This is a genomic window from Aliidiomarina indica, from assembly GCF_015354615.1.
GTDB classification, from domain to species: Bacteria; Pseudomonadota; Gammaproteobacteria; order Enterobacterales; family Alteromonadaceae; genus Aliidiomarina; species Aliidiomarina indica.
In genome coordinates, this window is record NZ_JACAVQ010000001.1 from 537,782 (window position 1) to 550,507 (window position 12,726).

Consider the following 12,726-nt stretch of genomic DNA (forward strand, 5'->3'; position numbering starts at 1 on the left):
AAGGGCCTGTGTTACCAGGCCCCTATTTCAGAATCGAGATGTACCTTACCTCTGCTTGTTAGCGGATTGCAAGATTACTGTCCGCCGCACGCAGTTTTTCAAGATAATCTAAGGTAATCAGCAATGCCTCGTCCATTAGAGGATCCGGCTCAAGGAATTCGCTGTCGACATCATCAATTGAATCGACTGGCTCTTTTCCTGCCCGCTGCAGGCGTTCATTCACCCGCGCTAGATTACGCTCGCGATCCCGTTTCGATTCCGCTTCTCGTTCTGCCTTTACTAAGGTAATCGAAGTACGTTCACGCAACTGTTGATAGCGTTCGATATCTTGATAGATGTAAGCAAACTCAGGGTTGCTTTCAATGCGCTCTTGATATTGCTGAGCCAAGGCATCGATCAGTTCTTCATTCACCAAACCAAAGCCACGGAACTCTACAGGTTCGATTTGATCCCACGGTAAGGCGTTCTCAGCACGACTTTCACCAAACTCCTCGGGATCCATCAAGGTTGGGAAGGTAATATCAGGAACAACGCCTTTATGTTGCGTAGAGCCGCCGGTAATGCGATAGAACTTAGCCATCGTGTACTGCACGCTACCCATTGGGTTTTGGTGCAGATCAAAGCGCCGCTGCAATCCGCGGTGTTGCTGAACCGTACCTTTACCAAAGGTGTTCTCACCGATCACCAGTGCCCGCTCATAGTCTTGCATGGCCGCTGCAAAGATCTCAGATGCCGATGCACTAAAACGATCAACCATCACCACCATAGGACCGTTGTAGTAAACATTGACGTCATTATCCGTGCTGACTTCGATACGCCCAGAACTTTCCCGTACCTGAACCACAGGGCCGCTTGGCAAGAATAGCCCCGTAAGGGTGATTGATTCATTCAAGGCACCACCGCCATTACCGCGTAAATCGATAATCAGGGCATCTACCGGATCATCTTGCAATGCCAACAAATGCTTCTTCACGTGCTCCGTGAGGTTGTTGTAGAAGCTAGGAATTTCAATCACAGCAACCCGCTGTTCATCACGGGTAGTTTCTACTCGAAGTTTTGCTTCGCGATCTTCAAGGCGAACCTCATCACGGGTAATCTCGATGATTTCAGGCGCCGCACCGGCACCTTGACCGTCCCGCAGTACCTGCAAGCGAACAACACTTCCTTTCGGACCTGTAATGAGCTGCACAACATCATCTAGACGCATACCGATGATATCAACGAATTCTTGATCGCCTTGGGCGACACCGATGATGCGATCATTTGGCGATAATTGACCAGATTGCTCTGCTGGGCCGCCCGGAACAAGTGAGCGAATAACCGTGTAGTCATATTCAGATTGCAACAACGCACCTATACCTTCCAACGACAGGTTCATATTCTGTTGGAAGCGCTCGGCGTTGCGCGGAGATAAATAACTGGTGTGGGCGTCCACGCTGCGGGCAAAAGCATTCATCACCACTTGGAATGCATCTTCGCTTTGCGCTTGGGTGATACGCTGTAGCGCTGCAGTGTAGCGCCGTTTTAAATTCTCAACGATTTCTTCATCTTCACGCCCAGCCATCGCTAAATTAAGCGCATCGTTGCGAACCCGCTTGCTCCAAATTTCATCGAGTTGTTCAGAGGTGGTCGCCCAAGGCGATTCAGAACGGTCAAACTCAAATGTCCCCTCTTCTTCAAAATCGAAAGATTCAGAGTCGAGGAGCGACAAGGCATAGGAGAAACGCTCTAGCCGGCGTTCTAAATTCACTTGATGAATGGCGTAGGCAACTTCTAGCTCTCCAGCAATTAACTTTTCATGAAATGTGTTTCGATATTTCTGAAAACGTTCAACATCACTGGCTAGAAGGAACATACGATTATAATCGAGCTGTTCAAAATAGCGGTCGAAGATTTGTTGCGACATCGCTTCATCCAGCTCCACTTGGCTATAGTGGTAGCGAGTAAAGTAGGATGCGATACGACGGCTCGCAGCTTTATGTTGTGACTCTGGCGCCAGTTTCGGAATATCTGAAACCGTGTAGTCACTGGCAACCGCACTAACACTTACCGCACAAAATAAGGCGACAAATGCGATTTTCTGAACTGCTTGCTTAATCATTCGAACTCCTATCAAACGCGAAATAATTCAGCTACCGGAACTCGAACCGTCATCCCTGAAGGCAGCTGAACTTGCGCATCACTTTTTTCGAGGTCAGTTACAACACCTTGAACCGGCAAGCTACCGAGCTGAATTTGAACCTGCTGCCCTACAGTCACTGCATCAGGGTTTACAGCCGTTAACGGACCTTGTGGTCGTTTTGGTGCATCAGCTTGGCGCGTGCGTGACTTGTTCACGGCATGAGCCTTCTTCGGTTTGACCTTCGTATTTGCTGGTTTGTTCTGTTGCTTACGGGCTTTAGTCGCAGCAGGTTTACCTTCTGCCGCAGATTCTGCTTTACGGGCCTTAGCACGCGCCTGCGATGCCTGCAGTTGTTCAACTGCATGCGCTTCGTGATCCGCCTCCACTAAGCCGGCGTCCGCGCCATCTAAATCAACACGCTGAGTTCCCGCTTTCACGCCGCGCAAGTAGCGCCACGAACTCGTATACAACCGCAGTGCTGAACGAATACGCGTTTTGCTCACGTTCTCATCGTCTGCCAAACGAGCCGCAAGATCCTCGAAAATTCCGATTTTCAGTGGGCGCGCATCTCCATCCAGTGTGAAACATGCTGGGAACTGCTCTGCCAGATATGCAATCACTTCTTTACTGGTAGAGAATTTTGCCGTTTTTTCCATTGTTTAACCTTCGTCTAGCACTTCAGTTGAGTCATCCGATTCAGCGTCTTGCTCAATTCGCTGCACCAAATGAGTAATATAGTCTTCTAATTCATCCGGATCCGATTCTAACAACCCAGGTTCTCTTAACCATAGATCGGAAATCTCAATCACCAGCTGTTCAATTTTTTCATGCGTCCAGAATCCGCCATGAGCGGTTTCCTTGTGAATAGCATAAAGCATCCCATTTAAATGATCTGCTGCTTGTTCTGCATCTTCCTCAAAAAACTCCATATCCGACACGGATACTAGATACGGTCGCACATCGAATTCGAGATCCACGCTATCGCCCTCGCGCATCACATTGAAACCTGATCCCAAGCTAACCGCTCAAGCATCGGCAGTAGCCCTTCAATACCCGCTTGATCTACCTCGCTAAAGCGAGCCGATTCAGGACTATCAATATCGAGCACTGCAACCACGCGTCCCTGATGGAAAATAGGCACCACGAGCTCAGAGTTACTTGCGCTATCACAGGCAATATGCCCAGGAAATGCGTGTACATCGTCAATCCGCTGGGTCTCCCCGGTTGCCCACGCCGCACCACAAACGCCTTTGCCATGGCCAATACGAACACATGCAACCTTCCCTTGGAATGGCCCGAGCACTAATTCGTCTTGTTTTACTAAGTAGAATCCTAACCAATTTAAGCGGTCGATCTGGTCGTATAACACAGCACTGATGTTAGCAAGGTTTGCAATTAAGTCGGATTCTTCCGACGTTAACGCGCTTAGCTGCTTCCCGAGGCTTACATAAAATTCGCTACTTTCTTTATCCGAATGCGCTTCAACTACAAACATTACGAAGCCTCCGCGTCTGAATCTTTGTTTAATGGGAAACGTGCTATTTCAGCGTCATCTGAAGGTAAGCCGGCTCGGTCGCGAAGCTCTCGGCGTAAATCGCCTTTGGTCTTGAACACCAGCTCACCTTTACTATCGATAGAGAAATGATCGGTTTGATTGAGTCGACGCGCTTGATACACCATGACAATTTCCATTGCGTTCTCACGTTGCGACTCTGTCAGCTTCTGCCCATCAGGCCAGCGCCCAGTCTCGACCGCTTCTTTCATGCGCTCGTAGATATCGGGTGTAACAGCTCGTAAAACATCATCGTACTGCATAAATTCGGTTACCGCTGTTTCTTTAACATATAAATTCTTCCGCGGGTAATGAGATACCAAACGAAACTAATCGCGGCAACAGAACCGCCGATATAAGGTACCCATGGCCCGATGCCGGTATTACCCCAATCATAAAAAAAAGCGCCGATACCCGCAATAAACAACAAAATCGCCAACATCTGCTGACTTACTAAGCGGCTTAATTGCTGTGACCGCTGCAAGCGTGATTTTCGTACCAAACTCTCGCTGTCATGCGCGCTCAACATAAACCCGCAATGTTCACACGTTGCCGCTTTATCCGATACTTTCTTACCACAGCCAGGGCAACTAATGATCGCCATCTCGAACTCCTTCACGTCTTTCCTGCGCTCATGATAACAGTGCCGCCTTCCATATTCATCCACTGTCATGGCCCATTGCGTGAAAATCAGCTGTTTTGCACTAAGTTTTCGACCAAAGTGCGATCCAATGCTATTAATGCCCCTTCTAGCCGTAGAGCTTTTAAATGAACTATGGCAGAGTATGCAGGGTTAAAAACAACAATTCCATAACAATCAGGGGAAACCAATGGAAGCACTGGTCAATAGTGTGAATAACATCGTCTGGAGCCCAGCACTTATTGTGTTGTGTCTATCCGCAGGGTTGTTCTACTCCATTCTGACGCGTTTTGCGCAGGTTCGTCACTTTCGCGAGATGGTTCGTTTGCTGTTTAGCGGCAACGCATCGAAGCAAGGGATTTCATCATTTCAGGCACTTGCGGTCACGCTCTCTGGCCGTGTCGGCGTCGGTAACATCGCCGGTGTTGCGGCGGCTATCGGTTTTGGTGGTCCGGGCGCGGTATTTTGGATGTGGGTCGTTGCCTTTCTTGGTGCGTCTACAGCCTATGCTGAGTCAACGCTAGGGCAAATTTACAAAGTAGAAGAAGACGGCCAATATCGTGGTGGCCCGGCTTACTATTTTGAAAAAGCACTGGGTCAAAAGTGGCTTGCCATCCTATTTGCAGTATCTGCCATCATAGCCTGCGGTATTTTCTTACCCGGGATTCAAGCAAACGCGGTGGGTAATGCGGTAACCCACGTATTTGGCGACGGCAACTTAGTCACCACCGATTACGGTGAGGTAGGCTCTAATAAACTGATTGCACTTGCGATCATTCTTATCGTTTTGGGCTTTATTATTTTCGGCGGTATTAAACGTATCGCGAACTTCACCCAAATCGTTGTGCCCTTTATGGCCCTTGCCTACATTATTATGGCGCTCGTGATTGTATTTTTAAACTTCAATCAAGTACCGGCTATATTCTCCCTGATCATAACCGACGCCTTTACTGCTCAGGCAGGCTTCGGGGCGGCTATTGGTTGGGGTGTGCGGCGCGGAATCTATTCGAATGAAGCCGGTCAAGGTACAGGTCCACACGCTTCATCAGCTGCAGAAGTCGACCACCCTGCCCAACAAGGCTTGGTACAGGCATTCTCGGTTTATGTTGATACCTTGTTTGTGTGTACAGCAACAGCGTTAATGATTCTGATTACCCAGCAATTTAACATTCAGACTGAAGATTTCAGCGCCATTGCTGGAACCGGCACCATGATTGTACAAAATGTTGATGCGGCCACAGAGGTTGCCTCCCCTGCATTTACCCAACTTGCCCTATCGAGCGTGTTTGGTGATTTCGGCCAAGGTTTTGTGGGTATAGCTATCTTCTTCTTCGCCTTTACGACGATATTGGCCTACTACTACATTGCTGAAACCAATGTGTCGTATCTCAATCGTTACTTTAAGGGCAAGATTTCGCTCACGTTGGTGAAGCTCGTCATTATGTTTATGGTGGCTTACGGAACGGTGAATAGCTCCGGCTATATCTGGAACCTCGGTGACATTGGGGTCGGGTTAATGGCCTGGATTAACATTCTCGGGATCTTGGCCATCTTCTTTGTCGCGAAACCAGCAATTATGTGTTTACGCGATTACGAAGCCCAAAAGAAAGCCGGCGGTCCTATCGTTTTTGATCCTCAGAAACTAGGCATTCAGAAGGCGGAGTTTTGGGAGAAGCGATTAGCTCGCCAAAAAGCGGAAGCAGCGGCAAGTGCTGCGGCAAAGAGCGATAAACCAGACGCTTAATCGACGCTGACGGGGAAACCCAATGGCAATAAAAAACGGAGGCTGTAGGCCTCCGTTTTTTTATCACCCAACTGTCTTAACGCAAGGTGGGCACAACTGCCAAAATAGCCCGCAAGGTGTCTCGGCCTAATTGCTGTGATCGTACATCAGACCATTGCTGATAAGGATCGGGTAAATCATCGTTATCTTTAAACGGCATTTCGACCGTAAACGCCAGACAGCGGAAGCGCTCCGCAACTGCATTACTAGCCACAGTTAAATTTGCTTTCCCAGGCTCGTCTTTATCGTAGCCATAGGTGGTTTGGAATTCTGCTGTCGCCTGCAAATACGCGGCGCGAAACTTTGCTTCGAGCTGCGCATGACGCTCGTCATAGGAAGGAATTCCCTCTGCGCCGGCAATAAAGTTGTAGGGGATATTTTCATCACCATGGATATCGAGGTACATGTCGACACCCACCTCATCCATCATGTTTAATACATGAAACACTTCCGGACTTTTCTCAACGCTTGGCGTTGCCCATTCACGATTTAGGTTTACACCTGCTGCATTGGTACGCAAATGGCCGCGCACGCTGCCATCAGGATTCATATTCGGCACAACATAGAATACACATTGCTCAAGAAGCTGACGCGCTACCGGCTCGTCTTCATTGAGCAAATGCTCGAGCAGTCCTTCCACAAACCACTCAGCCATGGTTTCACCAGGGTGCTGACGCGCGGTAATCCAAATCGACCGTTTTTCCTCACTAGGCTCACCAATAACCAACACATTCATGTCACGTCCATCAAGTGTTGTTCCCACCACCTTTTGCTCTACCCAGGCACTCTGCTGAGCCCACTGCACAAGATCAAGATGGCGTTCCCAGCTGTATGGAACAAAATAGGCAAGAAACACACTTTCTTGCTCAGGGGTGAATTCAATAGTCACTGCAGTGCCATCAAACGACGTAGGCACTCGGAACCAGGTATCGCGGTCATAACTTGCAAAGGCTTGATACCCTTCCCAACCTTTTGGATAGGCTGAGCCGGACGCATTCTCAATCACGAGTCTGTGTTCAATCTCTGCCGTGCTTAGTAACTTAAAATGAAACCACTGATAGAAATCAGACGCGTGATCTTTGCGAATGTTTAAGCGGATATCATCGGGGCGGTCAGCGCGAATAACTTCTATATTGCCGCTATCGAATGCGGTAGAAATGAACATATATTCTCCTCGTTACATCTTTTTCTCTTGCGACATAAGCATGCCGCAGACAAAAGAAGCGCCTCCTGGGCGCTTCTTTACGAACGTCAATCATTATGCTGGGATGTTAGGTACCGTTAAACCGGCCATATCCTGAATTACCCGTAGAACCTGACAGCTATAGCCAAATTCATTGTCATACCAAACGTACAACACCGCACGGTCTCCATCCACAATCGTGGCCTGAGAATCAACAATACCCGCATAGCGGCTGCCAACCAGATCAGACGATACAATTTCAGTAGACGAAGTGAAATCAATTTGGTTTTGCAAATCTGAATGAAGCGCAGCATGGCGTAGGAAATCATTTAAGCCTTCCCGATCTGTTTCCCGCTCTAAATTCAGGTTCATAATCGCCATAGACACGTTCGGCGTGGGTACCCGGATAGCATTCCCGGTCAATTTACCTTTTAACTCAGGTAAGGCTTTCGCCACGGCTTTCGCCGCACCCGTTGAGGTGATCACCATATTCAGCGGCGCTGAGCGGCCACGGCGTTCTGCTTTATGATAGTTATCAATGAGGTTTTGATCGTTGGTATAGGCATGTACCGTCTCAACGTGGCCATTTTTAATACCGAACTCGTCATTCACCGCTTTTAGTACGGGTGTAATGGCGTTGGTGGTGCAGCTGGCAGCAGACACAATTAAATCGTCAGGGAGGATATCTGCGTGGTTCACGCCGTGTACGATATTCTTAATATCGCCCTTAGCCGGGGCGGTAAGCAGAACCTTCTGAGAACCTTTGGCTTTTAAGTGCAGTCCCAGGCCGGCTTCGTCTTTCCATACGCCGGTATTATCGACGATGATCGCATCTTTGATACCAAATGCGGTGTAATCCACCTGATCAGGCGAATTGGCGTAAATCACCTGAATTTGGGTACCATTTGCTTTAATCGAGTTGTTCTTGTGATCAACAGTAATTGAACCATTAAATGGGCCGTGAATAGAGTCACGACGAAGCAGACTCGCCCGTTTCTCTAAATCGCCCTCACCGCCTCCGCGCACAACAATGGCGCGTAAACGTAATTTATTGTTCTTTCCGTTTCGTTCAATCAGTAACCGCGCAAGTAAGCGACCAATCCGACCAAAACCGTAAAGCACCACATCACGAGGCTCAATTTCGTCAGCTTTACCGACAATATCAACCAGCTTACGGTTCAAATACTCTTGCACTGACTCGTTGTTTTGGCGCTCGCCACCGAAATGATAAGCAAAGGCTAGCTTCCCTAAATCGATGCGTGCTGGTGCGATATCCATTTCAGCTAAAGCAGCAAGAAACGGGTAACTTTCGCGCAGGCGTAACTTGTGGTCTTCGTGCTGGCGCACTAAACGATGCGTTTTAATAATATCAATCGTTGATCCATTTAACAGACTCCGACCATAGACCAGAATCTCCACTCCCTTGGTACGGTACAAACGGCCAATCAACGGCTGCATCATTTCCGCGTATTCTTGACGTTCTTCCCAGCTTCTTAACGTTGTATCATTATGCGCATCAGTCATTGGAAAACCTTTCCCAGCTATTCGAATGAAACGGATCTGTACACCTTATGGGCACAGCTTTAAATTCGGCGGCTATTGTACTCAAAATGAGCGTAGGCGGCTAGTTTCCGATCGTAATAACTCCGTAATACCCCGTTTTTCATGTCAACCCTGCGTTGCACTGCCGTCGGTAGCGATAAAGGTCATCGCTCGAGAATTCAAACAATAACGCTGGCCACTGGGTGCCGGACCATCATTAAACACATGCCCGAGGTGCCCATCACAGCGTGCGCAGCGGATCTCCGTACGGCTCATCCCGTGGGAGCTATCCTTTAGATAACGAATCGCATTGGGTAATGCCTGATAAAAACTCGGCCAACCGCAGCCAGCATCAAACTTTGTGTCCGCCGGAAACAGCGGTAAGCCACACCCTGCACAACAGTAGTCCCCTTCTCTGTTCTCATATAATAAGGTGCCGGAAAATGGCCGTTCAGTGCCGTGCCCTCGTAATATCGCATATTGTTCTGGACTGAGGCGTTCTCGCCATTCCTCTTCACTGGTTGGTATTCTTTCTGACTCATTATTTTTCATAAAACCCCTCTGAAAATATATGTTCTGTCATACTTACCTTTGTCTGACTATGTTAATATAGCGCACATTCGATCAAGTATTAGGGAACGTTATTCGATGCTACGTCGCACAAAAATCGTCACTACCCTCGGCCCCGCCACAGATAAGCCTGGTGTCTTAGAAGCGCTGATTAAAGCCGGTGCCAACGTTGTACGTCTTAATTTCTCCCACGGTGATGCTGCCGACCACAAAGAACGCGCCACGCAAGTGCGAGAAATTGCTCAGCGGTTAAACCGTCATGTGGCGATTCTAGGCGATTTACAAGGTCCAAAAATTCGCGTCGCACGATTTAAAAACAGCAAGGTTCAACTGACCGAAGGTCAAGATTTTGTGCTCGATGCGGCCATGGATGGCAGCCAAGGCGACGAAAATGCGGTAGGACTCGATTATAAAGAGTTACCTAAAGATGTAAGTAGTGGCGATGTTTTGTTACTAGACGACGGCAGAATTCGTCTTCAAGTAACTCATGTGTCAGGGACCAAGGTACACACCAAAGTAACGGTTGCAGGCACGCTTTCCAACAATAAAGGGATCAATCGTCAAGGTGGCGGGCTATCTGCTTCCGCACTAACCGATAAAGATTTCCGCGATATTGAAACTGCGGCGGAGATTGATGTTGATATTCTTGCCGTATCTTTCCCGCGCTCCGGCTCTGATCTTCAATTAGCCCGCGCCCTGCTAAATAAGGCCGGCTGTAATGGTGCTATCTGCGCCAAGATTGAACGAGCAGAAACCGTCGCTTCCGACGCCGCCCTTGACGATGTAATTGAGCATTCCGATGTGGTGATGGTGGCACGCGGCGATCTGGGCGTCGAAATCGGCGATGCGCAGCTTGTTGGTCAACAAAAACGAATCATTCAACGGGCTCGTGAGTTAAATCGCGTGGTCATCACGGCGACACAAATGATGGAGTCGATGATTGATAACTCAATGCCGACCCGTGCAGAAGTGATGGATGTCGCCAATGCGGTGCTCGATGGTACCGATGCGGTGATGCTGTCGGCAGAAACCGCAGCCGGCTCCTACCCAATTGAGACCGTAAAAGCGATGGCGGAAATTTGCCAAGGTGCGGAAGAATACCCAGCGTTGCGCTTAACCCGTAACAATGAGCAGGATTCTGTCTCTTCAGTATCTCAGGCAACTGCGCTCTCTGCCATGTATACCGCCAATCATTTAGAAGGTGTTACGGCTATTATTGCACTCACTGAATCTGGCCACACGGCGAAGTTGATGTCGCGTATTCATACTGATTTGCCCATTTTTGCCCTATCGCGGCACCAAAAGTCGTTAAACATTGGCAACTTATATCGCGGTGTCTATCCCTTGTACTTTGACTCTACCAAGTCAACGCCTACAACGGTTTTGCGTGATGCCATCAAAATGATTGAAAAAGCAGGACATATTGCTAAAGGCGATATGGTGATCATCACCCATGGTGATGTGATGGAAACCATTGGCAAAACCAATACCAGTAAAATTATTCAAGTGTAAGTGTCCCTGTCATGATTGCGGCACGGCATCCCGCTGCCGCATCATGCCAATCACATCACGGCGATAGCCGTCGATGGTGCGCATCAGCCGTTGCCGTTGACGATCTGTCATGGCGCCATGCACCTTTATCATCATTTCCATACTGACCGCACGGTGTTCCATAAGCACCTCTTGCATCGTCTCCGAGCGAAATTGTTCAGGTTCGATCCATAAACTCTCGATGCGCTGACTAAATGCATCATGGTCATGGCGCAAGGCTAAGGCGTCGACGAACGCAGCAAACCACGCCTGATTGTATTCAATCCAAAGTTCAGAGGTGTCTGGGAGTTCCTGCGCCCATAGCGCGACAATCTCTTGTTGCTGGCGCGTAGGACGTCCCATATTATCGCGAATCTGGTCCAGCATTCGATCCTTACGCTTCGCTACCCGTTCACTGTCACTCAAGTCGAGATTTTCCTCGGCCCGCTCGTTGCGCCGCTCTTGTATATGGTCGATGAGCTCTGCTACTTGTTCGTCGGAGAGTGTTTTAAGAAGGCGCACCGAGGGTTCAACGAGCGCTTTTCGAACAGCCAGCCAGAATACGTACAGTTGTTCTTCGTAGTATTCGAGATCCTCTGTACTTATCTCTTTTGAGTTGGCATCACGATAGGCCCGATTTAACACGAGCATATATTCGGGAAGTTGAGTTTCTGCATGCCATTGCAATAACGCATCCGTCTCACTGCGAAGCTGTTGTCGTTGTTCCGACGTGAGCGACACAATTCGCCCCACCTGCCACGACACCAACTGTTCGGCATAACGGTAACCAAGCTGACGACTCGAACAAGCGGATAACACCAAGACGGCAACCAGCACCGTCACTAAGGCGACTAACCAGCGTTTAATATGCATTTCATTCCTTGATTGAGCAAAACAGGTAAATCTATACGCCCCATTACGAAAAAAGCAGTGAATGTGATCACTGCTTATAACGTCTGACGGAGGTTATGAGTTACCTAAAATAAGCTGTTTGATCCGATCTTTATAGCTTCGGCTAACTTTCAGCTCTTGTCCATTTTGTAAGACCAGATGGTATTCACCATTCTGTCGACTGCAGAGTTTTTCGACCTGAGCAAGATTGACGATCGCGGAGCGGTGAATGCGTTGAAAAATCCTCGGATTCAGCTCTTGCTCGAGTTCCTTCATGGTTTTGCGCAATATGTGCGTTTGATTACCCGCATGAATACACATGTAATCCCCTGCCGCATCGATCCACTCGATCGAATTCATCGCAACTCGGGTAATTTCTCCACTATCTTTAATGGCCAAATGCTCGGGATAATGGTCAAACTTTGGATGCTTACCTTCTGCTAACTGGCGTAAGATATCTTCGCAATCTTCGCCTGTAATTTCGCTAACTAACTCCACCAACCGATCCTGATACTGACGCGCTTTCTCTGTATTTAATTCTTCGCTAATGCGGTCAATCGCTTCTTTCAAGCGATCTTCATCCACCGGTTTTAGTAGATAATCCAGTGCGCGAACATCGAAAGCTCGAATTGCATATTGATCATAAGCGGTTACAAAAACAACCGCAGGCATGGTGTCGGCACGCTCACGTAAGCTTCGCAAAACATCGAAGCCATTCATCCCGGGCATCTGGATATCAAGAAATACAAGGTCAGGCTTTTCTTGCAAAATAAGCTCAACAGCCTCTCTGCCACTAGAACCTTCGGCAACAATGTCGATCGATTGAAACTGCTCAAGCCGGATTCTTAAGCCTTTACGGGCAAGGGGTTCATCATCAACGATAACCGCACGGATTATTTGCTGCATGGCGTTA

At 48.5% G+C, this 12,726-nt stretch carries 13 protein-coding genes; 2 read left to right on the forward strand and 11 right to left on the reverse strand.

Annotation, left to right across the window (positions count from 1 at the left end; all coding sequences use genetic code 11):
- Nucleotides 1-58: 58 nt before the first annotated feature.
- From prc to HXZ99_RS02425, 6 genes are read right to left on the reverse strand one after another with little or no spacing between them, the layout of a single operon-like run.
- The gene (gene prc / locus HXZ99_RS02400) at nucleotides 59-2,101 is read right to left on the reverse strand and encodes a carboxy terminal-processing peptidase (protein WP_194755665.1); all 2,043 of its coding nucleotides are present in this window, start codon (nucleotides 2,099-2,101) and stop codon (nucleotides 59-61) included.
- A gap of 11 nt (nucleotides 2,102-2,112) precedes the next feature.
- The gene (proQ, locus tag HXZ99_RS02405) at nucleotides 2,113-2,778 is read right to left on the reverse strand and encodes an RNA chaperone ProQ (RefSeq protein WP_194755666.1); all 666 of its coding nucleotides are present in this window, start codon (nucleotides 2,776-2,778) and stop codon (nucleotides 2,113-2,115) included.
- Between the two features lie 3 nt (nucleotides 2,779-2,781).
- The gene (locus HXZ99_RS02410; RefSeq protein WP_194755667.1) at nucleotides 2,782-3,099 is read right to left on the reverse strand and encodes a hypothetical protein; all 318 of its coding nucleotides are present in this window, start codon (nucleotides 3,097-3,099) and stop codon (nucleotides 2,782-2,784) included.
- 17 nt (nucleotides 3,100-3,116) lie between these two features.
- On the reverse strand, nucleotides 3,117-3,617 hold the full coding sequence (locus tag HXZ99_RS02415) for a GAF domain-containing protein (RefSeq protein ID WP_194755668.1): 501 nt from the start codon (nucleotides 3,615-3,617) through the stop codon (nucleotides 3,117-3,119).
- Nucleotides 3,617-3,937 (reverse strand): YeaC family protein, encoded by a 321-nt coding sequence (locus tag HXZ99_RS02420; protein WP_194755669.1) that lies wholly within the window; start codon nucleotides 3,935-3,937, stop codon nucleotides 3,617-3,619. The genes HXZ99_RS02415 and HXZ99_RS02420 overlap by 1 nt, the downstream gene beginning before the upstream one ends.
- Nucleotides 3,938-3,945: 8 nt before the next feature.
- Nucleotides 3,946-4,278, reverse strand: coding sequence for a zinc-ribbon domain-containing protein (locus HXZ99_RS02425; RefSeq protein ID WP_194755670.1), 333 nt, complete (start codon nucleotides 4,276-4,278; stop codon nucleotides 3,946-3,948).
- 226 nt (nucleotides 4,279-4,504) lie between these two features.
- Between HXZ99_RS02425 and HXZ99_RS02430 the strand changes: the two genes are divergently transcribed.
- Nucleotides 4,505-6,058, forward strand: a complete 1,554-nt coding sequence (locus HXZ99_RS02430; protein WP_194755671.1) for an alanine/glycine:cation symporter family protein — start codon at nucleotides 4,505-4,507, stop codon at nucleotides 6,056-6,058.
- A gap of 76 nt (nucleotides 6,059-6,134) precedes the next feature.
- On the opposite strand, the gene HXZ99_RS02435 is transcribed toward HXZ99_RS02430, so the two are convergent.
- From HXZ99_RS02435 to msrB, 3 genes are all read right to left on the reverse strand, one after another.
- Nucleotides 6,135-7,262: a M14 family metallopeptidase gene (locus HXZ99_RS02435; RefSeq protein ID WP_194755672.1), complete on the reverse strand. Its 1,128-nt coding sequence runs from the start codon at nucleotides 7,260-7,262 to the stop codon at nucleotides 6,135-6,137.
- A 93-nt stretch (nucleotides 7,263-7,355) separates the two neighbouring features.
- Nucleotides 7,356-8,804, reverse strand: coding sequence for a glyceraldehyde-3-phosphate dehydrogenase (locus HXZ99_RS02440; protein WP_194755673.1), 1,449 nt, complete (start codon nucleotides 8,802-8,804; stop codon nucleotides 7,356-7,358).
- A gap of 144 nt (nucleotides 8,805-8,948) precedes the next feature.
- Complete coding sequence (gene msrB / locus HXZ99_RS02445; RefSeq protein WP_194755674.1) at nucleotides 8,949-9,374, reverse strand: peptide-methionine (R)-S-oxide reductase MsrB; 426 nt, start codon at nucleotides 9,372-9,374, stop codon at nucleotides 8,949-8,951.
- A gap of 96 nt (nucleotides 9,375-9,470) precedes the next feature.
- Here msrB and pyk point away from each other — a divergent pair, with 96 nt between their 5' ends.
- The gene (pyk, locus tag HXZ99_RS02450; RefSeq protein WP_194755675.1) at nucleotides 9,471-10,904 is read left to right on the forward strand and encodes a pyruvate kinase; all 1,434 of its coding nucleotides are present in this window, start codon (nucleotides 9,471-9,473) and stop codon (nucleotides 10,902-10,904) included.
- Nucleotides 10,905-10,913: 9 nt separating this feature from the next.
- Here the strand turns inward: pyk and HXZ99_RS02455 are convergent, their stop codons facing one another.
- Together HXZ99_RS02455 and HXZ99_RS02460 are read right to left on the reverse strand one after the other, a co-directional pair.
- The gene (locus HXZ99_RS02455) at nucleotides 10,914-11,795 is read right to left on the reverse strand and encodes a DUF6279 family lipoprotein (RefSeq protein ID WP_194755676.1); all 882 of its coding nucleotides are present in this window, start codon (nucleotides 11,793-11,795) and stop codon (nucleotides 10,914-10,916) included.
- Between the two features lie 93 nt (nucleotides 11,796-11,888).
- A complete protein-coding gene (locus HXZ99_RS02460; protein WP_194755677.1) occupies nucleotides 11,889-12,719 on the reverse strand; it encodes a LytR/AlgR family response regulator transcription factor in 831 nt (276 codons plus the stop codon).
- Nucleotides 12,720-12,726: the final 7 nt, after the last annotated feature.

What these genes read in the sequence shown, in the direction of transcription:
- prc (WP_194755665.1), bottom strand. Translation starts at nt 2,101, where the DNA reads ATGATTAAGCAAGCAGTTCAGAAAATCGCATTTGTCGCCTTATTTTGT.
- proQ (WP_194755666.1), bottom strand. Translation starts at nt 2,778, where the DNA reads ATGGAAAAAACGGCAAAATTCTCTACCAGTAAAGAAGTGATTGCATAT.
- HXZ99_RS02415 (WP_194755668.1), bottom strand. Translation starts at nt 3,617, where the DNA reads ATGTTTGTAGTTGAAGCGCATTCGGATAAAGAAAGTAGCGAATTTTAT.
- HXZ99_RS02420 (WP_194755669.1), bottom strand. Translation starts at nt 3,937, where the DNA reads ATGCAGTACGATGATGTTTTACGAGCTGTTACACCCGATATCTACGAG.
- HXZ99_RS02425 (WP_194755670.1), bottom strand. Translation starts at nt 4,278, where the DNA reads ATGGCGATCATTAGTTGCCCTGGCTGTGGTAAGAAAGTATCGGATAAA.
- HXZ99_RS02430 (WP_194755671.1), top strand. Translation starts at nt 4,505, where the DNA reads ATGGAAGCACTGGTCAATAGTGTGAATAACATCGTCTGGAGCCCAGCA.
- HXZ99_RS02435 (WP_194755672.1), bottom strand. Translation starts at nt 7,262, where the DNA reads ATGTTCATTTCTACCGCATTCGATAGCGGCAATATAGAAGTTATTCGC.
- HXZ99_RS02440 (WP_194755673.1), bottom strand. Translation starts at nt 8,804, where the DNA reads ATGACTGATGCGCATAATGATACAACGTTAAGAAGCTGGGAAGAACGT.
- msrB (WP_194755674.1), bottom strand. Translation starts at nt 9,374, where the DNA reads ATGAAAAATAATGAGTCAGAAAGAATACCAACCAGTGAAGAGGAATGG.
- pyk (WP_194755675.1), top strand. Translation starts at nt 9,471, where the DNA reads ATGCTACGTCGCACAAAAATCGTCACTACCCTCGGCCCCGCCACAGAT.
- HXZ99_RS02455 (WP_194755676.1), bottom strand. Translation starts at nt 11,795, where the DNA reads ATGCATATTAAACGCTGGTTAGTCGCCTTAGTGACGGTGCTGGTTGCC.
- HXZ99_RS02460 (WP_194755677.1), bottom strand. Translation starts at nt 12,719, where the DNA reads ATGCAGCAAATAATCCGTGCGGTTATCGTTGATGATGAACCCCTTGCC.